General features: G+C 72.4%; 21 protein-coding genes. 9 read left to right on the plus strand and 12 right to left on the minus strand.

What is annotated here, in order from left to right; all coding sequences use genetic code 11:
• Positions 1-51: 51 nt before the first annotated feature.
• Positions 52-213: a hypothetical protein gene (locus tag ACTWQH_RS03940; protein ID WP_443284874.1), complete on the plus strand. Its 162-nt coding sequence runs from the start codon at positions 52-54 to the stop codon at positions 211-213.
• Positions 214-500: 287 nt separating this feature from the next.
• Here the strand turns inward: ACTWQH_RS03940 and ACTWQH_RS03945 are convergent, their stop codons facing one another.
• From ACTWQH_RS03945 to ACTWQH_RS03955, 3 genes are read right to left on the minus strand one after another with little or no spacing between them, the layout of a single operon-like run.
• Positions 501-710: a hypothetical protein gene (locus tag ACTWQH_RS03945; RefSeq protein WP_443284875.1), complete on the minus strand. Its 210-nt coding sequence runs from the start codon at positions 708-710 to the stop codon at positions 501-503.
• Complete coding sequence (locus ACTWQH_RS03950; RefSeq protein ID WP_443284876.1) at positions 707-1195, minus strand: DUF7848 domain-containing protein; 489 nt, start codon at positions 1193-1195, stop codon at positions 707-709. Before ACTWQH_RS03950 ends, ACTWQH_RS03945 begins: the two co-directional genes overlap by 4 nt.
• A complete protein-coding gene (locus tag ACTWQH_RS03955) occupies positions 1192-1635 on the minus strand; it encodes an ATP-binding protein (protein WP_443284877.1) in 444 nt (147 codons plus the stop codon). The genes ACTWQH_RS03950 and ACTWQH_RS03955 overlap by 4 nt, the downstream gene beginning before the upstream one ends.
• A gap of 256 nt (positions 1636-1891) precedes the next feature.
• On the opposite strand from ACTWQH_RS03955, the gene ACTWQH_RS03960 reads away from it, so the two are divergent.
• The 4 genes from ACTWQH_RS03960 to ACTWQH_RS03975 all read left to right on the plus strand — a co-directional run bounded on the left by ACTWQH_RS03960 (position 1892) and on the right by ACTWQH_RS03975 (position 4947).
• Positions 1892-2710 carry a helix-turn-helix domain-containing protein gene (locus ACTWQH_RS03960; RefSeq protein WP_443284878.1) on the plus strand — a complete coding sequence of 273 codons (819 nt, stop codon included), beginning with the start codon at positions 1892-1894 and terminating at the stop codon, positions 2708-2710.
• 8 nt (positions 2711-2718) lie between these two features.
• Positions 2719-2913, plus strand: a complete 195-nt coding sequence (locus ACTWQH_RS03965) for a DUF397 domain-containing protein (RefSeq protein ID WP_443284879.1) — start codon at positions 2719-2721, stop codon at positions 2911-2913.
• A gap of 136 nt (positions 2914-3049) precedes the next feature.
• Positions 3050-4021: a hypothetical protein gene (locus ACTWQH_RS03970; protein ID WP_443284880.1), complete on the plus strand. Its 972-nt coding sequence runs from the start codon at positions 3050-3052 to the stop codon at positions 4019-4021.
• A 104-nt stretch (positions 4022-4125) separates the two neighbouring features.
• A complete protein-coding gene (locus tag ACTWQH_RS03975) occupies positions 4126-4947 on the plus strand; it encodes an ABC transporter ATP-binding protein (protein WP_443284881.1) in 822 nt (273 codons plus the stop codon).
• Positions 4948-5049: 102 nt separating this feature from the next.
• On the opposite strand, the gene ACTWQH_RS03980 is transcribed toward ACTWQH_RS03975, so the two are convergent.
• From ACTWQH_RS03980 to ACTWQH_RS04015, 8 genes are all read right to left on the minus strand, one after another.
• Positions 5050-5622: a GNAT family N-acetyltransferase gene (locus ACTWQH_RS03980; RefSeq protein WP_443284882.1), complete on the minus strand. Its 573-nt coding sequence runs from the start codon at positions 5620-5622 to the stop codon at positions 5050-5052.
• A gap of 119 nt (positions 5623-5741) precedes the next feature.
• A complete protein-coding gene (locus ACTWQH_RS03985; RefSeq protein ID WP_443284883.1) occupies positions 5742-6419 on the minus strand; it encodes a hypothetical protein in 678 nt (225 codons plus the stop codon).
• An 87-nt stretch (positions 6420-6506) separates the two neighbouring features.
• Complete coding sequence (locus ACTWQH_RS03990; RefSeq protein WP_443284884.1) at positions 6507-6773, minus strand: hypothetical protein; 267 nt, start codon at positions 6771-6773, stop codon at positions 6507-6509.
• Between the two features lie 175 nt (positions 6774-6948).
• Positions 6949-8205, minus strand: a complete 1257-nt coding sequence (locus ACTWQH_RS03995; RefSeq protein WP_443284885.1) for a YncE family protein — start codon at positions 8203-8205, stop codon at positions 6949-6951.
• A 73-nt stretch (positions 8206-8278) separates the two neighbouring features.
• Complete coding sequence (locus ACTWQH_RS04000; RefSeq protein WP_443284886.1) at positions 8279-8935, minus strand: TetR/AcrR family transcriptional regulator; 657 nt, start codon at positions 8933-8935, stop codon at positions 8279-8281.
• Entirely contained in the window at positions 8932-10533 is a 1602-nt protein-coding gene (locus ACTWQH_RS04005) for a xylulokinase (RefSeq protein WP_443284887.1), read from the minus strand. Before ACTWQH_RS04005 ends, ACTWQH_RS04000 begins: the two co-directional genes overlap by 4 nt.
• Positions 10530-12014 (minus strand): aspartate aminotransferase family protein, encoded by a 1485-nt coding sequence (locus tag ACTWQH_RS04010; protein ID WP_443284888.1) that lies wholly within the window; start codon positions 12012-12014, stop codon positions 10530-10532. Before ACTWQH_RS04010 ends, ACTWQH_RS04005 begins: the two co-directional genes overlap by 4 nt.
• A 13-nt stretch (positions 12015-12027) precedes the next feature.
• The gene (locus tag ACTWQH_RS04015) at positions 12028-12684 is read right to left on the minus strand and encodes a class II aldolase/adducin family protein (protein ID WP_443284889.1); all 657 of its coding nucleotides are present in this window, start codon (positions 12682-12684) and stop codon (positions 12028-12030) included.
• Between the two features lie 283 nt (positions 12685-12967).
• Between ACTWQH_RS04015 and ACTWQH_RS04020 the strand changes: the two genes are divergently transcribed.
• A complete protein-coding gene (locus ACTWQH_RS04020; protein WP_443284890.1) occupies positions 12968-15064 on the plus strand; it encodes a neutral/alkaline ceramidase in 2097 nt (698 codons plus the stop codon).
• A gap of 13 nt (positions 15065-15077) precedes the next feature.
• Here ACTWQH_RS04020 and ACTWQH_RS04025 read toward each other — a convergent pair whose 3' ends face one another.
• Positions 15078-16760 carry an FAD-binding oxidoreductase gene (locus tag ACTWQH_RS04025; protein ID WP_443284891.1) on the minus strand — a complete coding sequence of 561 codons (1683 nt, stop codon included), beginning with the start codon at positions 16758-16760 and terminating at the stop codon, positions 15078-15080.
• A gap of 205 nt (positions 16761-16965) precedes the next feature.
• Here ACTWQH_RS04025 and ACTWQH_RS04030 point away from each other — a divergent pair, with 205 nt between their 5' ends.
• The 3 genes from ACTWQH_RS04030 to ACTWQH_RS04040 all read left to right on the plus strand — a co-directional run bounded on the left by ACTWQH_RS04030 (position 16966) and on the right by ACTWQH_RS04040 (position 20561).
• On the plus strand, positions 16966-17724 hold the full coding sequence (locus ACTWQH_RS04030) for a hypothetical protein (protein ID WP_443284892.1): 759 nt from the start codon (positions 16966-16968) through the stop codon (positions 17722-17724).
• A gap of 104 nt (positions 17725-17828) precedes the next feature.
• Positions 17829-19901 (plus strand): RICIN domain-containing protein, encoded by a 2073-nt coding sequence (locus ACTWQH_RS04035; protein WP_443284893.1) that lies wholly within the window; start codon positions 17829-17831, stop codon positions 19899-19901.
• A gap of 66 nt (positions 19902-19967) precedes the next feature.
• Positions 19968-20561, plus strand: coding sequence for a GNAT family N-acetyltransferase (locus ACTWQH_RS04040; RefSeq protein ID WP_443284894.1), 594 nt, complete (start codon positions 19968-19970; stop codon positions 20559-20561).
• The last annotated feature ends 10 nt before the right edge of the window (positions 20562-20571 follow it).

Here is a 20571-nt window from a genome sequence, read left to right on the forward strand (position 1 = left end):
GGTCGTGCGGCGCTGTTACGGAGTTGGTGATCTCCGCCTGCCTTGGGTGGCATGACCAGCAGGGTTCCCATCCGCCAGCTTCAGGAGCACGCCAGCGAGATCGCCGATCGCGCCGCCGTGCTCACACCAGGCGCCCTGCGCCCTGCGCCCTGCGTCCGGCTCAAACTCGATGATCCCCGCGACTGCGACGAAATGGCTGCCAACGCCGCCTGAGCCTGACCATTTCGTCGCAGTGGACGCTCGGCCCGCACCAGACGCCTCGCTGCGGCGGCGAGGGAACGCGACCGCGCCGGGACGTGGGTAACGGATCTGTCGCGGGAGGGAGTTGTCCGGGCGGGTGTGGACGCGGGAGGGAGTTGTCCGGGCGGGTGTGGACGCGGGTGGGTACGGTCGGGGTGGTGTTGTCGGCCGGGGTGAGGGGGTCGCTGATGGTGCCGGCGTGGAGATCGCGGTCGGTGGCGCGAACAGGCAGGGAAAACGCGCAAGGCGGAAGCGTGATCTCACCGGGCGACGACGAGCCGCGTGTGCGGGTACAGCAGCAGCTGCTCACCGCCAGCGAGATGGAGCACGTAACGGGCCTCGAAGAGGCTGCGCGCGGCCCCGCAGATCGTGAAGGAACGGCCGCCGATGCGGAGGAGGTCGCCGGGGCGGATGTCTGCGGCGGCGACCTGGACCTCGGTGGGCCATCCCTGCGGCCCGGCTGTCGTCATCGCCCATCCTCCCGCCGCGCCACGAGTCGGCGTTGAAGGGCCTGCGGGCGCTGAATCTCGTATCGCGTGTCCAGCCTGAGGAGTTGGGGCGTCTGGTGCCCCTTGACGAAGGCGAGTCTGCTTCTCCTGCCGGAGACCCAGCGCAGATCAACGACCTCGCGGAAGAGGCCATCGACGGCCAGCAGGTCGCCTGTGTGGATCCCCTTCGCCGTGACCTCGATGAGCTGGAAGATTCTGCCGCCCGACACCTCCACGGCTCCCACGGCGGACCTGCGCAAGGGCTGGGCCAGCCAGAGATCCGAGACGGTGCGGGCGAAGCGGGCATGGCGGGCCTGGCCCCTGCCGTGGCGCACGGCGTGCTGGATCGCCCAGGCCTCGGGGTCCTCGGGGGCGTGGGCGGGTGGTGACGACTCGTGGCAGGTGAGGCATTCGAAGACGTGCTGCTGGAGCGTTGTGGGCTCCCGGTTGACGCGCCACTCGGTCACGGCGCGTCCTTGATGACCGGCTCGAAGTCGCAGCGCATCCAGACCCGCTTGCCGCCCGGCGCCGCCTCGAAGCCGAGGTCGTCGGCGACCTCGCGCAGCAGCCACAGCCCTCTGCCGCAGTCGTGCACCCAGTCGGGCTGACGGACGGTGGGGAGGGCCGGGGAGCGGTCCTGGATGGACAGACGGATGATCGATGGGCCGAACTCGGCCTCGCGGAGATGGACTTCCAGTCGGCAGCGGGGATCGCCCGCGTGCTTGTGGACGTTCCCCAGCAGTTCCGATACGCCCAGCGCCACGGCGTCAACGACCACCGTTGGTGCGCCCCACTCCCGCATGTGCTCAGCGACTCGGGCTCTCCATGCGGCGATCTCCGGCAGACGCACCGCCAACTCGTAGGCGTGGACGTGCTCGCTTGCGCGGAGTGGGAGTGCGATCGCCATGAAACCCTCCAGTCGCCAGGTAATTGACTGTATGTCACTTGGCGTGTGCCGCTCGTGGTGGGAGATAGCATGGACTCAACGCAGAGCGTTCCGCAAGCCGTTGTCCGCAACTTGCGATTTGATGGAAGTCGCAAGTTGGTTCGATCGTTCGCCCATGAGCATCACGCGAGATGCGGCAGACTGGGCGGTGTCGTCCGCGAGTTGAGGAGGGGACATGGGCCGACCGGTATCAACCGTCCGAAGGATCCGCCTGGGCATGGAGCTGCGCCGCCTGCGAGACAAGGCAAACGTCCCGCAGGCCGTAGCGGCGGAGACGATCGACGGCAGCGAGACGAAGATCAGCCGCGTGGAGGCAGGCAAGACCGGCGTGAACCGCCTGGAGTTGGTCGCGCTGCTGGATCTCTACGGCGTGAAGGACGAGAAGTTCCGCAACGACCTGATCGAGCTGAGCCGCAACAGCCGCAAGCGTGGCTGGTGGCAGCAGCGAAGGGACATCCCGACCCCGAAGCTCATGGAGCTGATCGAGCTGGAATCGACGGCTTCCCAGATCTTCGAGTACAAGGCCATGCTCGTGCCGGGGCTCTTCCAGACCGAGGACTACGCTCGCGCCGTTATGAGCGGCTTCCCCTCCACGGACGACGAGTCAGTGGAGTCGTGGGTCCAGGTCCGGATGGAGCGACAGAAGCTCCTCACACGGGACGACGCGCCCCGGATCTTCTGCATCCTCGACGAGGCGGCGCTGCACCGCCAGATCGGCGGCCCCAAGGTGATGGCCGCGCAGCTGCGGAAGCTTGTCGAGATCAACAACCCTCCGCACCTGTCGATCCAGGTACTCCCTTTCACGCTCGGAGCGCACGCCGGGACGGACGGTTCGTTCCAGATCTTCAGCTATCCCGCGCCAGTAGCGATGGACATCGTCTTCATGGAGCAGAAGGCGAGTAGGGTCTTCGTTGAGGAGGAAGCAGATCAGGAGCCGTACCTGACAGCGGCGGAACACCTCCGCACGCAGGCGCTCTCCTCACCCGACTCGATGAGACTGATCTCCGCCCTGGCAGCGGAGTTCGACCGCACCTAGAGGAAACCATGCGACACGACCTGCCCGCCGACCAGTGGCGCAAGTCCAGCTACAGCAGCGGCGGAAGCGGCGACTGCGTCGAGATCCAGGGGACCGACGACGGCCGGATAGCGCTCGGGGACAGCAAGGACCGCGCCCGGGGCGCGTTCACCTTCCCCGCCACCGCTTGGACGGCGTTCGTCGGGCTGATCGCGAGCGAGTAGCCGCGCCATCCGACTTCGGGGATGAACAGACCAACGAGATTGGTCTGTTCATCCCCGAAGTCACGAGCGAGTGACCATTCGCGACGACTCCGTCACCATCCGCGCCTCCCCGCCTCCGCGCGGGGAGGTACGCCGCATGCGCAACCAAGATCGCGAGCGCCGCCTCGCCCAGGCCCAATGCCACGTCGCCACCCACTCCCAGCTCCTCGGCCTCGGCGTGGCCAAGTCCACGCTCGTGCACCGCTGTTCCCCGCGCGGCCCGTGGCAGAGCCCGTTTCCGCGCGTCGTCGTGCTGCACAACGGCCCGCTGAGCGTGGCGCAGCGCTACTGGTCGGCGTTGCTCTACGCCAGGGGGCGCGCCGGAGAGAACGCCCCGGCCCTGATCACGGGCACGGCTGCGCTGGCCCTCTACCGCCTGCGCGCCGCGCCCGCGCCCGAGGACGTGCGGATCTTCGACGTGCTCGTGCCCCACGACTGCCGCGTACGCCCACGGCCCACGGTCCGCCTCCTGCGGACCCGGCGCCTGCCGCGCCGCATGGACCACCGGCTGCCGGTGGCTCCGCTGCTGCGGGCGGTCGCGGACGCGGTGCGGCGGGAGGGAGGGGAGCAGGAGGCGGGCGCCTTGTACGAGGTGGTGCAGGCGCGCGGCGTTACGCCGGAGGCGCTCGCGGCGGAGCTGCGCGCGGAGCGGCTGGCCCGGCGGCCGGGGGTGCGGGAGGTGCTGGAGGACCTGGACGCGGGCGTCCGTTCCCCGGCGGAGGCGCGGGCGCGGCGGCTGATCGAGGGTGCGGAGGGGGTGCCGCGACCGCTGTGGAACGCGCGGCTGTTCCTGGACGGGGAGCACCTGGCGGACCCGGACGCGTACTGGCCGGAGCACGGGGTGGTGTTCGAGGTGGACTCGCTGCGGCACCACTTCGCCGTGGCCGACCACCAGCGGACGCTGGCGCGCCACAACCGCATCACGCGGGCGGGGCTGATGGCGTTGCACGTCACGCCGGGCATGGTGCGGGAGGAACCGGAACGGGTGCTGGCCGGCCTGCGCGAGCTGCTGGCGGGCGGGCCGTACGGGCCCTGGGAGCGGGTGGAGGTACGGCGGCGATGCGGGTGAGGGAGTGGCCCGTGCTGTGACCGGCGACGTTCAGCGGGTTGCGCGTTCGGCGGTCGCAGCGTGAGGCCCGGAAGGGCTGCCGGGTCTGGCGCTACTCTGCCCATGTGACCCAAGCCGCTGTGGATGAAGCTCAGAAACCGCGGGCCGTCGTCGCCCTGAAGGATGTGGCGGTACACCGCCGCACCACGGGGCAGGAGATCGTCCTCGACGGCATCGACTGGACCGTCGGGCCCGGCGAGCACTGGGCGCTCCTCGGTCCCAACGGAGCCGGCAAGACCACTCTGCTCCGGCTCATCGGGGCGGTCATGTACCCCACCACCGGCACCGTCGAGGTTCTCAATCACCGGCTCGGCCAGGTCGACATGCGCGAGCTTCGCGCGCGCATCGGCCTGGTGTCCGCAGCTCAGAAGGTCCCGCTTGACGCCGCCGCCCACACCATCGTCCTCACCGGAGCGACCGGGACCGTGCAGCCGCTGTGGGGGATGTACGACACCGCGACTCGCGAGCGCGCCCACGCCGTGCTCGCCGAGATGGGGTGCAAGGAACTCGCCGACCGCCGTTTCGGCGACTGCTCGGGCGGCGAGCGCGCCCGTATCCTCATCAGCCGTGCTCTGATGGCCGACCCGTCGCTGCTCCTGCTCGACGAGCCGTTCAACGCCCTTGACCTCCCGTCGCGTGAGGATCTCGTGGACGCGCTGCACCGACTCGCAGCCGACCGGGGGAGCCTGGCCACCGTCACGGTCACCCACCACGTGGAGGAACTCCCGCCCACCACCACGCATGCCTTTCTCCTCAAAGAAGGCCGCAGACTGGCATCCGGCCCGGTCGACCACGTCCTCACACCGGACAACATGACGTCCTGCTTCGGGCGCCCCGTTCACGTCGCCTGCAACGGCGGTCGCTGGTACGCCCGTTCGGGCCGCTGATGTGATCCCATCGCCAACCCGGCGAACCTAGAACCTAGAACCTGGAACCTGGAACCTGGAACCTGGAACCTGGAACCTGGAACCTATGCGGTCACAGCACAGCTAGCTCGTGCTCGTCGCGCCCGGGACGGCCGCGTACTCCTCGCGCGTGATGGCCATGACCTGGACGCTCTGGCCGCTGCCCGGCACCGTCGTCCGGTGCTTCGGGCGCATTCCCAGCTTGGTCGTCACCCTCAAGGACGCCTGGTTGCGGACATGAACGATGCTGATGAGCTCCTTCAGCCCCACCTCCCCGAATCCGAAGGCCAGCACCTCGCGCGCCGCCTCGGTGGCGTAGCCGCGGCCCCAGTGCTCCCGCCTCAGCCGCCAGCCGATCTCCACCGCGGGCAGCACCTCCGGCAGGAACTCCGGGATCGCCAGGCCGACCCATCCCGCGAACTCGCCCGTCTCCCGCACCTCCACGGCGAACAGGCCGTACCCTCGCTCGCGCCACCTCTCACGCTCTCTCGTCAACGCGCCGGCCGCCTGCTCGCGGGTACGGGTAGAGCCGTCACGGATGTACCGCATCACCTCGGGGTCGCCGTCCATCGCTGCCAGGGGGTCCAGGTCCGCGTCCCGCCACATCCGTAGCCGAAGCCGCTCCGTCGGACGCTCCACGTCGGTTCCCTCCCTCATCGCCGGATCCCTCCCGCCTGCGCGGCCATTGCGCAGCATACGGCGTACCGGCACGACAGATCGGGGACGAACGGACCGGTGACGCCCGTCTGTTCGAGTCACAGTCCCCGATCTCGCGATCAGCCCGCGACGGGCCGGGCCACGTCGCCGGTCAGGGCGCGGCGGAGGCGGACGAGGGCGGCGACGGTGGCGTAGGGGGCCGCCAGGGCGTTCGCGCACAGGGCCAGCCAGGCGACGATGGCCCAGCCGAGGGTGGCGGGGGTGCCGGTGGTTTCGACGCCGGCGCCGATGCCCCACACCCAGGCGAGGTTGAGGACGACCGCGAGGGACCACAGCAGCCAGTAGCAGGCGCCGGCGGCGGCCCAGGCCCTGGCCTCGCGTTCGGAGTGGCGCTGGAGCCGGCCGCGCAGGTACGCCAGGCCCGCGAGGGCGGTGAGGAGCAGCAGGGTCAGCGGCGCCCGCCAGGCGTCGTGCTCGGCCCACTCCCCCAGGCGCCCCTCCCAGCCGGTGGCGGGAGGCGTCCGCGGGCTGTCACGGGCGAGGGCGTGGAGATCCGGGCCGATCGGGAGGAGGAGGGCCATGGGGACAAGGCCGCACAGGCTGAGGAGGGGGCGGCCGAGCGCTCCGCCCTGGACCCAGGGCGCGAGCCAGATCCGGCGCAGCGGATCGGGCCGCAGGTGGATGGGGAGCCTTGGGCGGGAAGAGGCGGCGTACGGGGAGTGGGCGGCGGTGACGACCGGGGTAGGCGGCCGTTCGCTGCCCCGTCGTCCTATGCGACTCCGCCGTCCTCCGGGCATGTCACTGATGCTACGAGCGGAGAACCGGCTTACGTGCCGCGGCACCTCACCGTGCGAGCACGGCGAGGTGCCGGCGACTGGTGCGGCTCAGGGTCGTGCCGCGCGGTCGCAGGCTTCCAGCATGATGTCCGACGGGATGGCCAGGGCGTACAGCGCGGCGGCACAGGCCGTCGGGCTGAGCTCGCCGCTGGCGCAGGCGAGGGGGATGGCCCCGCCGTAGTAACCGTGCTCGTCGAGATACGCCTCGCAGTCGTAGGCCGTGGCCTGGGCTGCGGGAGCGGTCAGGAACAGTCCGCTCGCGAGGAGCGCGACGGCGGCGGCGGCGGACGCCGCGATGCGGGATGCCAGTCTCACGGGATCACTCCTGAGGTCCGGAGGGTCGGAGGGTGAGGGTCGGTACGAGCGCACTGGTGCCCGCGTCAGTCGGCAAGCCCAGCGGCCGAGCCTAGGCTGCCCACGCCTCATCGCCGGCACATCCGGAGGCGGACATATCATCTGATCGAGCGATCCTTCGCACAGGTACGCCAATCTACGGAGTCGGTGAGGTCCAGTCGGTTGGCAGGGCCCCGACGCGCATCCGCTGGGGGTGGTCGCCGACGGCCGCGGTGCCGACCTCCTCGCCCGTGGCGTAGGAGATGGCGGAGACGGAGTCGGTGCCGCTCCAGGAGACGAAGCACAGCTCGCCGTCGCCGCTGCGGGTGGCCCAGTACGGCTTGGTGCCGGTGGTGACCAGGGACTTGGGCTCCAGGGTCTCGCGGTCGACGACGGTGGCGTAGTCGGACATGGTGCCGGCGACGCACAACGCCGTGCCGTCGCCGTTCATCGCGATGCCGTGGTGGGCGGAGTCCAGCAGGTAGTCCTCGCGGGGCATGTCCTGGATCGCGTCGGCGACGGGGAGTTCGGCGACGCGGGTGATCGTTCCGGTCTCCCTGTCGTACTCGGCGAAGCCGTGGAAGAAGGACACCTGGAAGTAGAGGTAGCGCTCGTCGGGCGAGAAGGCCATGGGGCGGACGGAGGAGCTCATGTCGGGGTAGCCGGCCTCGGCGAGCTTGTCGCGCATGTTGATGCGCTCGATGACCTCGCCGGTGTCGCGGTCGGTGATCTGGACGTGGCGGGTGCCCTTGGTCCAGTCGAGCCAGGGGGCGTCGAGGGCGGTGTAGACGGTGCCGATGCTGGCGTTGACGATCTTGTCGCCGCCGGAGATGTAGATGTTCTCGTGGGGCTGGTCGCCGGCGGTGAAGCTGCCGGTCTCCTCGCCGGTGCGGACGTCGAGGCGGTGCACGGTGTTGGCGGTGGAGGCGGAGACGGCCACCTCCTCGCCGTCCGGGGAGAGCGCCATGTGGTCGGAGCGCTGGCCGTCGACGGCGAAGCGCCACAGCAGTTCGCCGGTGGCGGTGTCGATGCCGACGACGTCGGCGAGGCTGGGGCGGGAGACGACGAGGATCTCGCCGTCGGGGGTGGTGTACATGTCGTCGACGAACTGGTCGTGGCCCTCGCCGATCAGCTCGCGGATGGAGAGGAAGTAGGCCCAGCGGATGGGGTCTCGCTTGATCTCCGCGAGGCGTTCGTCGAGGTCGGGGACGACGTTCAGGGTGCCGAGGCGTGCGAGCCCGGCGTCCTGCGTGACGACGGTGACCGTGCCGTCCCAGTTGTTCCCGACGAACAGCACCTGCTGTGTCTGCGGCTGCGGCTGCGCGGTGGCGGTTCCGGGGGTGCCCAGGCCCGCTGCCCCCACCGCGGCCAGGGTGGCCAGGGTGGCCGTCAGTGCTCGGGTAGTCCTGTTCATGACATTACTACTAGCGGGTAAGGGCGACCTCCGGAAGAGGTTATGTGAAGCTGAGTCGCGACTCAGCTTCGGATCACGCGCGGTACTTGGGGTCGGCGACGACGTCGGCCAGGTAGAGGTACTGGATGCGGCGCGCCTCCGTGAGGATCGCCGCGTCGCCCTGGCGGTCGTCGCGGAACGCGAGTTGCAGCAACGCCTCGGAGGCGGCCACGCCCGCGCGGCAGGCGGTGGCCAGCACCGGGCCGTCCGCCAGGTGCTCCTGCGAGACGAGGATCTTGCGCAGGCTCTCGGCCACCAGGGCGTTGTTGTCCTCGTCGAGCTGGAGGAGTTCGCGGCTGAGGTAGCGGCCGGTGCGGATGGCCAGATAGCCGGGGTGCTGCCGGTAGAGCTCGACGTACCGGTCGAAGACGACGCCGACCAGGTCGAACCAGCGGGCGTCGCGCGCCTTGTCCAGGATGTCCCGCATCGCCGCCGCGTGCGCCGCCATGTGGTGCCGCGCCACGGCGGCCAGCACCGCGTCCTTGTCGTCGAAGAACTGGTACAGCGTGCCGATCGGCACGGCCGCGGCGTCGGCTATCCGGCGCGTGGTCAGCGCCTCCACGCCCTCCTCGGCGATGATGCGGTCGGCGGCGGCCAGTATCGCCTCGACGCGGGCGCGGCTCCGGGCCTGCTGCGGCGCCTTCCGCAGGCCGCTGGCCGCGCCCCCGGCCGTGGTCTGCTCGAACGTCATCCTTCGATTATGCGAGGTGCGGGGCCGGCGGGACCGGCGGGATCGGCGGGACCGGCGTTGAGCGTCGCGTACAGGCGGCGGTTGCGCCGGTACAGGGTGCGGAACGCCGCGTACGCGTCGTCGTACACCTGCCGGTTGGCGGGGTCGGGCGTGAACTCCCGCGCGATCGCGACCCGGCCGGGGATGTCCGGCCACGCCAGCTCGCCGAGGGCGACGGCCGCGATGAGCGCCGCGCCGCGGGCGTTGGCGAGCACGGGGCCGGCGACCTGGCGGATGGGGCGGTCCAGCACGTCGGCCATGGCCTGGCACCACAGCGCGGAGGTGGCGCCGCCGCCGATGAAGTTCAGGCAGGGGAAGGGGCGGCCCACGAAGCGCTCGACCGACTCGTTCAGCCAGCGGGCGTTGAGCGCGATGCCCTCGAAGACGGCGCGGACGAGGTCGGCGCGGGTGGTGGTGAGCGCGACGTTGAACCAGCCGCCGCGCACGGTCGGGTCGTCGACGGGGGTGCGCTCGCCGTTGAGCCAGGGGGCGAAGAGGACGCCGTTGCTGCCGGGTGGGGACGCGGCGGCCAGCCGGTTGAGGGACTCCACGTCGCCCACGCCCCGCACGGTCTCGGTCAGCCAGTCGATCGCCTTGCCCGCCACGTCCTGGATCGTCGCCACCCAGTACCGGCCGGGGACAACGGAGGGCAGGGAGGCGATGGAGGTCCGCACGTCGGTCTTCTTGCGCGGGACGTGGCAGGAGAGCCAGGCGGAGGTCCCGACGTACAGGTGCGCCTGGTGGTCGCCGACCGCGCCCGCGCCGACGGCCGCGGCCGTGGTGTCGCCCGTGCCGGTGACGACCTGGACGTGCTCGCCGAGGCCGAGTTCGGCGGCGGCGGAGGGAAGGATCGGACCGAGGACGGTCGCCGGGGGCACCAGCTCGGGGAGCTTCGCCGCGTCGAGACCGGCCATCCGGACCAGCCGGTCGTCGTAGCGCACCGCCCCGGGGGTGCGGTTGTCGGTGCACCAGCGCAGCACGATCGTGTCGTGCGCGGCCACCGGACGGCCGGTCAGCCGCATCGTGAGGTACTCGGGCACGTCGAGGAGGCAGTCGGCGGCGGCGTACACCTCGGGGCGTTCGTGCTTCAGGAACTGGATCTGGCCGACCGGGTCCTTGCCGGTGAGGGTGGGGGCGCCGCCGGTCCGGGCGATCCAGGCGCGCAGCCGCCGCGCGTTGTACCCGGTGCCGGGGACGGTCAGACCGCCCCCGGCCAGGCGCCGGGTGTACGCCGCGCCCCGGCCGTCCATCCACACCAGGGCGTTGTGGAGGTGACGGCCGGAGGCGTCCACGGGCACGATGCCGCCCCACTGGGACGACATGCAGATCGCCGCGATGTCCCGGCCCGGGGCAAGGTCGCGGGCGAGCAGCCGCCGGAGGGCCGTCGCGATGGCGCGCCACCACTCGTCGGGGTCCTGCTCGGCGCCGCCGCCGGGCAGGAGGCGGACGGCGGTGGTCTCCCGCTCGTGGCCGAGGACGCGTCCGTCGGTGGTGACGAGGGCGACCTTGGGTCCCGAGGTGCCGAGGTCGACGCCGACGACGCAGCGGGCGGTGGTCATGCGGCGGCGGCCTCGGCCCCGGCCTTGGCGAAGACGCGGTCGAAGCGGGCGAGGGCGTCGTCGATGACCTCGTCGGTGTGGGCGGCGCTGGTGTAGAGGCGGCTGCCCGCGAGGGTGATGACGCCCTCGGCGGAGTACGCCATGGACATCTCGCCGAGCATCTCCATGCGCGGGCCGAGCTCCTCGAAGAACGCCGGGTCGGCGAGGGTCAGGTGCAGCACGCCAGTGGTGTGGAGGTGGACGATCGAGCCGACGTTGTAGGTGACGTAGGGCAGGCGGTGCCGGTCGATCAGCGCGGCGAGCCCGGCGCGCAGCCGGTCTCCGGCGCGGCCCGCGCGGGCGGGGGCGCCTGTGGCGTCCATCTCGGCCAGCGCGTGGTAACCGGCCACGCAGGACAGCGGGTTGGCCGAGAGCGTGCCGCCGACGAACGCCCGCTTGCCGACGGCCGTCAGGCCGCCCTCGAAGGCGGCCATCACCTCCTGGCTGCCGCCGACGCCGCCCGCCGCCGGGTACCCGCCCGCCACGCACTTGCCGAAGACCGTCAGGTCCGGCCGGACCCCGAAGTAGCCCTGGGCGCCGCCCATGCCGAGCCGGAACGCCGTGACCACCTCGTCGAAGACCAGCAGCGCGCCCTGCGCGTCGCACGCCTCCCGCACGGCGGCGTTGAACTCCGGCCGCACGAGGTGGGTGCCGCTCTCCGGGCCGATCGGCTCGACGATGACGGCGGCGGTACCGCCCTCGGCCGCGTTGGCGGCGAGACGGTCGCGCAGCGCGTCGAGGTCGCCGGGCGGCACCTCCTGGGTGAAGCGCAGCGCCTGCTCCGGGATGCCCGCCGCCTCCAGTGCGCCGGTGCCGGGGATGCGCAGGCCGTAGACGAGCTGGTCGGACCAGCCGTGGTAGGCGCCGCCGACCTTGATCACGTGGGCCTTGCCGGTGTGGGTGCGGGCGGCGCGGATGGCGGCCATGACGCCCTCGGTGCCGCTGCCGAGCATGCGGAACCGCTGGACGCTGGGGACGAGGTCGTGGATGAGCTTGGCGAGCTTGACCTCGTAGGAGTGGAGCATGCCGGTGACGGGGCCGCAGGTGGCCAGCAGCTCGGTGACCTTCTCGCGGACGGCGGGGTGGTTGCTGCCGAGCACGGTGGGGCCGCCGGCGGCGAGGAAGTCGATGTAGCGGTTGCCGTCCACGTCCGTGAGGTGGGCGCCCTCGGCGCGGACGATGTCCAGCGGCCAGGGCTCGTTGAGCGCGAGGTTGTGCTGGACGCCGCCGGGTATGTACGCGGCGGCCTCGGCGGCGGTGGCGCGCGAGCCGGCGGCGTTCTTGTCGTACCAGGCGCGGTAGTCGGCGAGCGCGGCGGCGGGCAGGCGGCGGGGCGGGGCGTGGACCAGGCGGTCGAGGTCGCGTTCGATGGCGTCCACGTCGGGCCAGGCGGAGATGGCGGCAGTGGTGCCGGTGGCGGTCTCGGCGGTCTCGGCGGTCATAGTCGTGTCACCCTCACAGCTTCTTGGTGGTGCCGTAACCGCCCGCGAGGGCCTGCATGATGACCGCCTCCTGCTCGCGCTGGTCCAGGGCGCGGGGCGTGCCGAGGGCCAGGCAGCGGGCGTACAGCTCGGCGACCCACTCGGCGAGTTCGAGGTTGGCGACGGCCTTGGCGAGGGTGGGGCCGACGGCGATCGAGCCGTGGTTGCGCATGAGCGCCGCCTGCCGCCCCTCCAGCGCCTTGACCACGTGCTCGGCCAGCTCGTCGGTGCCGTAGGTGGCGTAGGGCGCGACGCGGAGGGAGCCGCCGAGGCTGAGCATCGTGTAGTGCACCACCGGGACCTCGGCCAGCTCCTCCGTGCAGGCGATCGCGCCGGACGCCACGGCGTGGGTGTGGGTGATGGCGGCGGCGCCCGTGGCGCGGTAGACGGACAGGTGCAGCGGCACCTCGGAGGTGGGGGCCAGCTCGCCCTCGACGATCTCGCCGCTGTTCAGGTCGAGGACGGTCATCATCCCGGCCGTCAGCTCGCCGATCTCGCCGCCGGTCGGGGTGACGGCGACGAGGTCGTCCACGCGGGCGGAGAGGTTTCCGCTCGTGCCGATGACCAACCCGCGGGCGGCGAGCCGCCTTCCCGCGGCGGCCAGTTCCTCGCGTTCTCGTTGCAGCAGCACTCTTGCCCTCCACGCGCCGATAGATGAACATATCTCATGTTCACGTTACTCCCCACCTCCCCACGATGTCCCGGGAGTTCCGATGGCACTTCCCCCACCCAGCCCCTTCCCGAACTGGGGGCCCCGCCCCCAGACCCCTCCGGGGAGTGCGTGGTCCGTCGGTTCCGGGAAACGCCTGCCCACGCCCCCGGATGGGCAGGTTCGCGGGGCGCGGGGGGCCGGGCCCCCCAGCGGGGTCCGGGGCGGCGACGTCCCGGTTTCGGGAAGGGGCGGGGGCGGGAGCGTGAGCGGTGCCGGTGCCGGTGCCGGTGAACGCCCCGCCCGCAGGAGCGTGCTGCGGGGCGGCGCCGCGCTGGCCGGGCTCGGGGCGTTCGGCGGGTTCGGCGGGTTCGGCGGCCTGGCGTACGGCGCCTCCTCGGCGTACGCGGACGACGCGGACAGCCCGTACCTCGTCGGGCGCGGCATCGCCGACGTGACCGGCGAGATCGCCGAGGTCGGGATGATGGGCTACGGCCGGGTCGACCAGCAGGCCGAGGGCCTGCACGCCCGCCTGCGCGCCCGCGCCTTCGTCGTCGTGGACCGGGCGGGCGGCGAGCGCGTGGCGCTGGTCGTCGCCGACCTCGGGATGATCTTCGACAGCGTCCACCGGGCCGTGCTGCGGCGCCTGGCCGAGCGCTACGGCGGGCTCTACACCGCCCGCAACGTGCTGCTCGCCGCCACCCACACCCACGCCGGGCCCGGCGGACACGCCCACCACGTGCTCTACAACCTCACCACCCTCGGCTTCCACCGCCAGACCTTCGCCGCGATCACCGACGGCATCGTCGAGGCCCTCGCCCGCGCCCACGACGACCTCGCGCCCTCCACCCTCCGCCTGAGCCACGGCGAGCTGCGCGACGCCAGCGCCAACCGCTCGCTCGCGGCGTTCCGGCTCAACCCCGCCGACATCACCGGCCAGTTCCCCGACGGCATCGACCCGCAGACGACGCTGCTGCGCGTCGAGCGCGGCGGCCGGGCCGTGGGCGCGGTCAACTGGTTCGCCACGCACGGCACCAGCATGTCCGGCGACAACCGGCTGATCGGCGGCGACAACAAGGGATACGCCGCCTACCACTGGGAACGCCTCGTCGCGGGCGGCGACTACCTCTCCCCCGGCGGGCCGGACTTCGTCGCCGCCTTCGCGCAGACCAACGCCGGTGACATGTCCCCCAACCTCTCCCTCACGCCCCCGACCCACCCCGAGGACATCGCGGCCGCGCGCGCATGCGGCCTGCGCCAGTACGAGGCCGCCGCCGGCCAGCTCGCCGCCGCCGGGGCACCGGTGACGGGCCCGGTCGACTCACGCCTGGTGCACGTCGACCTCTCCGCCGTCACCGTGGGGCCCGCGTTCACCGGTGACGGGCGCGCGCACACCACCGCGCCGCCGGCCGTGGGCGCGGCCATGGCGGCGGGCAGCATGGAGGACGGCCCGGCGTTCCCCGGCTTCGTGGAGGGCGAGAACCCGCTGTGGGACGCGATCTCCGACGCCGTCATCTACGAGGTGTCGCCCGAGCTGCGCGAGGCGCACGCGCCCAAGGACATCGTCGTGCCGATCGGCGCGATGAACGACCTCTTCCCGTGGGTGCAGGAGATCGTGCCGGTGCAGCTGCTGCGCGTCGGGCAGCTGTATCTGGTCGGCGTCCCGGGCGAGGTGACGATCGGCGCCGGGCTGCGGCTGCGGCGCACGGTCGCGGAGGCCGTCGGCGCCGGGGTGCGCGACGTGCTGGTCGCCGGGTACGCGGGCGCCTACTTCCACTACCTCACCACGCCGGAGGAGTACGACGCCCAGCAGTACGAGGGCGGCAGCACGCTCTTCGGCCGCTGGCAGCTCCCCGCGCTCCAGCAGACGGCCGCCGGGCTGGCGCGCGCGATGGCCGAGGGGCGCGAGGTGCCGACGGGCCCCGGCTCGCCGGACATCGCGGACAAGGCGCTGTCCTTCCAGCCGGGCGTGGTGTGGGACACCCCGCCCGCCGGGTCCGACTTCGGCGACGTGCTCACCGAGCCGGAGGCGGCGTACGCCCCGGGCCAGCGGGTCACGGCCGTCTTCGCGGGCGCCCACCCCTCCAACGACCCGCAGCGGGGCGGGACCTACCTCCTCGTCCAGCGTCGGAGCGGCGACGGGGACGCCTGGGAGGCGGTGGCCGACGACGGGGACTGGTCCACCGTGCTGCGCTGGGCGCGGGAGGGCGTGGCCGCCTCGCGCGTGACGATCACCTGGGACGTCCCCGAGGACGCCGCGCCCGGCACGTACCGCATCCGGTACACGGGCGACGCCAAGGCGCTCTCGGGCCGGCTCCGCGGCTTCTCCGGCACGACGCGCGCCTTCGCGGTCGCGGGCTGACCACGCGGCCGGTTCAGGCCGGCTCGATGGACAGGCTGTGGCGGAAGGCGTTCGTGGGGTCGTACTGGGCCTTGACCTGCTGCAGGCGCCGGTAGTTCTCCTTGTAGTAGAGGTGGTGCCACGGCGTGTCCGAGGTGTTCCAGGCCGGGTCCCGCACGTCGGCGTCGGGGTAGTTGATGTACGCCCCGTCGTTGATCTCGTTCGGCACCGGGACGCCGCCGGTGTCGGCGTACACCGCCCGGTAGAAGTTCCTGACGCCCGACTCGAAGGCCTCGGCGTCCGAGGGGCCGGCCCAGGCCGTCACGTACCCGATCTTGAAGCGGGCCTCCCGGTGGGCGTACGCGGTGGCGTCCTGGGCGACGTCCCCGACCCGGCCACCGTACGTCGACACTGTCATCACGCCCGCCACGCTGCCCGGGTCGGTGCCGGTCAGGTGCGAGTGCGCCACCTCGATCTGGTCGCGGCTGAGCGTCTTCTTCGCGTAGGCCGACTTCATCTTCTGGTAGCGGCGGCTCGAGCCGTCCCCGGTGCCGATCTGCGCGGCGAGCAGCCAGGGCATCTCCTTCCTCAGCTCGGTGACCGAGTAGGCCGCGGTCCCCGCGCTGATCGCGTCGAGGTGGTCGCGCATCAGCCGCTCGGCGTTCGACTCCGCGGAGACCTGGCCCATGATGAACGGGGCGCCCAGCTGGGCCGACATCAGGAGGAAGTCGGAGTGCAGCGCCGTGGCGGGCGAGCCGGCGTCGCTGTTGGCCTCGACCCAGGCGCCGTGGTTCTCCATCAGCCGGACGAACGCCGCCTGGTCGAGGTCCTCCCAGCGCCACGCGGCCCGGAACGTCAGCACGTGCCGCGGCGGGTTCGGCAGCAGCCGCGCCGGGTCCGAGCCGCCCGCGCCGGGGGAGCGGAACCAGTAGCGGGTCACCACCCCGAAGTTCCCGCCGCCGCCTCCGGTGTGCGCCCACCACAGATCCCGGTGCGGGTCGCCGTCCTCGCGGGTGGCCACGACCGTGCGCACCTGCCCGTCGCCGTCCACGGTGACGACCTCGACCGCGTACAGGTGGTCGACGGTGAGCCCGTGCAGCCTGCTCAGCGTGCCGAAGCCGCCGCCCTGCACGTGGCCGCCGACGCCCACCGCGGGACACCAGCCGCCGGGGATGGTCACGCCCCAGCCCAGGTACAGCCTGCGGTACACCTCCCCGAGCGTGGCGCCCGTCTCGACCGCGAAGGCGTTGCGCTCCGGGTCGAAGTAGACGCCCGTCATCCCGGACATGTCGATGATCATCCGGACCTCGGGATTGTCGACGAAGTCCTCGAAGCAGTGCCCGCCGCCGCGCACCGCGACGCGCAGGCCGGCGCGCACCGCGTCCCGCAGCGCGTCCTCCACGTGCTCGGTGCTGCCCACGACGCGCACCTCATCGGGCGTGCCGGTGAAGCGCGCGTTGGTGCCGCGACGCACCAGCTGGTAGTAGCGCCGGTCTCCGCTGCCGACCTGGACGGGGCCCATCGGCGGCGGGCAGGCGGCCTCCTGGCCCGCGGCCGCCGCCCGTGCCCCCGCCTGTTCACCGGCCTGTGCCCCCGCCGCGCCCGCGGTCCCGGCGGCCGAGACGCCGATCCCGGCCCCGACCACCGCCGCCGAGCGCAGCACGGAACGCCTGGTCTGCTTCTCCCGATTCTCCGGATTCTCCCGCGTCTCCCGCATCGTCCCCGCTCCCCTTTTCTCCCCGTTTTCCGCGACTCTTGTAGATATGAGATAGGGACCAAAGATGCCGGAGGGCCGTTAAGCAGATCTAAAACCTTCCGGGTGAGCCTCCCGGAACCGGCCCCGGCCGACGGGCGCCGGGCGGCGGGGCGGGCGGCGGAAAAGCGTTCGACCGGCCGGGCCGGACGGGCCAGGATCGGCACTCGTGACGACGCCGAAGCAGCACCTGGTCCGGGCCGCCGCCCGCAACAACGCCGAGTGGTGCGCGGCGATGAGCCGATCGCACGGCGTGGCGGGCGAGTTCGCGGCAGGATTCTGGGCCGCGCGGGCCCGCACGCCGCCGTACTACCCCGACGCGGTGACGCTGACGCCCGGCGTCGACCCTGCCGCGCTGGTGGCCCGGGTCGACACCGCGGGGCCCGGCGCCTCCGTCAAGGACAGCTTCGCCGACGTCGACCTGACGGAGGCCGGCTTCCGGGTGCTGCTTGAGGCGCGGTGGATCCACCGCCCGCCCGGCGCGCCCACCGTCGCCTCCGATCTCCCCCGGGATCTCGCCTGGGACGTGGCGCGTGCCCCGGACGCCCTGCGCGCCTGGGCGCTGGCCTGGGACAACGGGCACGGCGACGCGGACCTCTTCCGGCCCGAACTGCTCGACGACCCGGCCACCTTCGTGATCGGCGGACGGACCCGCGGCGGCCGGGTGGTCGCCGGAGCGGTGGCGAGCCGCAGCGAGCAGGTGGTCGGAGTCTCCAACGTCTTCGCGCGTGACGGCGGTCCCGACGCGGCCTGGCCGGTCGTCCTGGACGCGGTCCACCAGCTGTTCCCCGCTCTGCCGGTCGTCGGCTACGAGCACGGCGACGACCTGGCGGCCGCCGTGCGCCATGGCTTCGAGCCGATCGGGCCGCTCCGGATCTGGCTGCACGAGCAGACCGACGAGACCGACGCCGACCCGCACACCCCTTGACGCACAACACATACCAGTACTAAACAACTCGGAACATCGATGTTTGCGTAAACATCGGCCACCCGGGCGCCCAGAGCCGCTCGTCCAGAGTCAAGGAAGATGTCATGACGCGAGGACCGCGCAGAGCGCGAGGAACAAGACTGGTCGCCGCGAGCGCGGCGGTGGCAGCCGCCGCAGGTGCCCTCTTCACCCTCCCCACCAACGCCAGCGCCGAGGGGGAGGACACCGGGAACGCCGCCGCCGGCTCGGCCGTCACCATCACACCCGACCCCTCCTACCAGGGCGAGGACTTCGAGGGCTGGGGCACCAGCCTGGTGTGGTTCGCCAACGCCACCGGTGACTACCCCGACGAGATACGCCAGGAGCTGGCCGACCTCCTCTTCGGCGACGAGGGCCTCGCGCTCAACATCGCCCGCTACAACATCGGCGGCGGCAACGCCCCCGACGTGCCCGACTACCTGCGCGCGGGCGGCGCCGTCGAGGGCTGGTGGCGGGCGCCCGAGGGCACCACGCGCGAGGACGTCGACTGGTGGAGCGCCGACGACCCCGCCGACTGGAACCCGGACGCCGACGCCACCCAGCGCTGGTGGGTGGACGAGATCGAGGACGAGATCGACCACTGGGAGACGTTCAGCAACTCCCCGCCCTGGTTCCAGACCGTCAGCGGCTACGTCTCCGGCGGCTTCGACTCCAGCGCCGACCAGCTGAAGACGGAGTCCGTGGACGACTTCGCCGCCTACCTCGTCGGCGCGACCGAGCGTCTGGAGGAGGCGCACGGCATCGACGTCGACACCCTCGACCCGTTCAACGAGCCCAACACGCCCTACTGGGGCACCCAGCTCGGCGAGGACGGCAATCCCACCGGCGGCCGGCAGGAGGGCGCCCACATGGGTCCGCGGCTCCAGCAGCAGGTGCTCCGCGCGCTCGCCGAGGAGCTGGACGGCGCCGGCACCGACGCCGACATCTCCGCGATGGACGAGACCAACCCCGGGATCTTCGCCACCAACTGGAACTCCTACCCGGCCGAGGTGCGCGCCCTCGTCGACCAGATGAACGTCCACACCTACGGCACCGGCCAGCGCACCACCGCCCGTGACCTCGCCAAGGCGGCCGGCAAGCCGCTGTGGATGAGCGAGGTCGAGGGCGACTGGGGCAACATCGGCCAGAACTTCGAGTCCATGACCCCGGCGCTCGGCCTGGCCCAGCACATGATCGACGACCTGCGGATGCTGGAGCCCACGGCCTGGGTCTTCTGGCAGCCCGTCGAGGACTACAACAACATGGCGCCCGGCGGCGAGTCGGAGAAGGGCGGCAACTGGGGCAGCATCCAGCTCCCCTTCGACTGCACCGCCGAGGACACCCTCGCCACCTGCCCGATCCACACCAACCGCAAGTTCGACGCGGCGCGGAACTTCACCCACTTCATCCAGCCCGGCGACCACCTCGTGAAGACCGGCAACGCCAACAGCGTCGCGGCCGTCACCGAGGACGGGGACGGCGCCACCGTCGTCCACGTCAACGCCACGGCCGAGGCGCGTGAGGTCACCCTCGACCTGTCGAAGTTCGGCTTCGTCGGGCGCGGCGCCGAGGTCACCCCGGTCGTCACGGACGCCGACGGCTCCCTCACCGAGGGCGCCCCGGTGCGGGTGCGCGACGAGAAGGCCACGATCACCGTGCCCGCCGGTTCCGTGACCAGCTTCCTGGTCGAGGGCGTCCACGGCGTGGCCGGCGACGCGGCCCTGGTCCGGCCGGGCCACGACTACCAGCTCACCGGCGCCCAGAGCGGCCGCGCCCTCGCCCCGAACGCCGCGGGCGACGGCGTCGTCATCCGCATCACCGACGCGGACGACGCAGACCAGTCGTGGCGCGTGACGAAGCTGACCCGGGGCGTGGGCAACGACGCCCGCTACGCCGTGACGAGCCCGGCGGCAGACCGCCGCCTGGCCATCCGCGGCGGCACGCTGGTCCTCGAACCGCGCGACGGCCGACCGGACGCGGCCGCCCAGTGGATCATGTCCACCACGGGCGACGGCACCTGGACCCTCGTCAACGCCGCCACCGGCCAGGTCCTGGACGTGCCCGGCGAGGCCACGGCCGACGGCTCGCCCGTCTCGGTCTGGACCCCGAACTCCGGGGCGAACCAGCTGTGGACGGTGACGGATCTGGACGCCTCCTAGCACCGACACGCCCACCGGGCGCCGTGCCGGCGGCACGGCGCCCGGCCGTCTGTGAGGATGACGGCCATGACCATCTCTGTCGCGCCCGCCAACGAGGCGAGCTGGGAGGACCTCCAGGCCGTCTTCGGCACGCGCGGCGATCCGGCCCGCTGCCAGTGCCAGTACTTCAAGGCCCCGGCCGCCGAGTGGCGGTCGCTGTCCCGGGAGGAGCGCGCCCAGCGGCTGCGGCAGCAGACCGAGGCCGGCCACCCCGAGGCGCGCGCGACGAGCGGCCTGGTGGCGTACGCCGACGGCGAGCCCGCCGGCTGGTGCGCCGTCGAGCCGCGCACGGCGTATCCGCGCCTGCCGACCATGCGGGTGCCGTGGACCGGCCGCGACGAGGACCGGGACGACGCCGGGGTCTGGGCCGTGACCTGCTTCGTCACGCGCGTCGGATTCCGCCGCCGGGGCGTGAGCCGGGCGCTGGCCCGCGCCGCCGTCGCCTTCGCGCGGGAGCGCGGGGGCAGCGCCGTGGAGGGCTACCCGATGATCGTGCGGCCGGGACAGGAGATCACCTGGGGCGAGCTGTACGTCGGCAGCCGCGGCGTCTTCGCCGACGCGGGCTTCGCCGAGGTCAGCAGGCCCACGCCCAGGCGCGTCGTGATGCGCCTCGACTTCTGACGGCGCGAGA

This window comes from Streptomyces sp. 6N223 (assembly GCF_052246635.1).
Lineage (GTDB): Bacteria > Actinomycetota > Actinomycetes > Streptomycetales > Streptomycetaceae > Streptomyces.

What these genes read in the sequence shown, in the direction of transcription:
- ACTWQH_RS03960 (WP_443284878.1), top strand. Translation starts at nt 1,892, where the DNA reads ATGGAGCTGCGCCGCCTGCGAGACAAGGCAAACGTCCCGCAGGCCGTA.
- ACTWQH_RS04025 (WP_443284891.1), bottom strand. Translation starts at nt 16,760, where the DNA reads ATGCGGGAGACGCGGGAGAATCCGGAGAATCGGGAGAAGCAGACCAGG.
- ACTWQH_RS04010 (WP_443284888.1), bottom strand. Translation starts at nt 12,014, where the DNA reads ATGACCGCCGAGACCGCCGAGACCGCCACCGGCACCACTGCCGCCATC.
- ACTWQH_RS03940 (WP_443284874.1), top strand. Translation starts at nt 52, where the DNA reads ATGACCAGCAGGGTTCCCATCCGCCAGCTTCAGGAGCACGCCAGCGAG.
- ACTWQH_RS03985 (WP_443284883.1), bottom strand. Translation starts at nt 6,419, where the DNA reads ATGCCCGGAGGACGGCGGAGTCGCATAGGACGACGGGGCAGCGAACGG.
- ACTWQH_RS03955 (WP_443284877.1), bottom strand. Translation starts at nt 1,635, where the DNA reads ATGGCGATCGCACTCCCACTCCGCGCAAGCGAGCACGTCCACGCCTAC.
- ACTWQH_RS03970 (WP_443284880.1), top strand. Translation starts at nt 3,050, where the DNA reads ATGCGCAACCAAGATCGCGAGCGCCGCCTCGCCCAGGCCCAATGCCAC.
- ACTWQH_RS03995 (WP_443284885.1), bottom strand. Translation starts at nt 8,205, where the DNA reads ATGAACAGGACTACCCGAGCACTGACGGCCACCCTGGCCACCCTGGCC.
- ACTWQH_RS04040 (WP_443284894.1), top strand. Translation starts at nt 19,968, where the DNA reads ATGACCATCTCTGTCGCGCCCGCCAACGAGGCGAGCTGGGAGGACCTC.
- ACTWQH_RS03965 (WP_443284879.1), top strand. Translation starts at nt 2,719, where the DNA reads ATGCGACACGACCTGCCCGCCGACCAGTGGCGCAAGTCCAGCTACAGC.
- ACTWQH_RS03945 (WP_443284875.1), bottom strand. Translation starts at nt 710, where the DNA reads ATGACGACAGCCGGGCCGCAGGGATGGCCCACCGAGGTCCAGGTCGCC.
- ACTWQH_RS04005 (WP_443284887.1), bottom strand. Translation starts at nt 10,533, where the DNA reads ATGACCACCGCCCGCTGCGTCGTCGGCGTCGACCTCGGCACCTCGGGA.
- ACTWQH_RS03980 (WP_443284882.1), bottom strand. Translation starts at nt 5,622, where the DNA reads ATGAGGGAGGGAACCGACGTGGAGCGTCCGACGGAGCGGCTTCGGCTA.
- ACTWQH_RS04000 (WP_443284886.1), bottom strand. Translation starts at nt 8,935, where the DNA reads ATGACGTTCGAGCAGACCACGGCCGGGGGCGCGGCCAGCGGCCTGCGG.
- ACTWQH_RS04035 (WP_443284893.1), top strand. Translation starts at nt 17,829, where the DNA reads ATGACGCGAGGACCGCGCAGAGCGCGAGGAACAAGACTGGTCGCCGCG.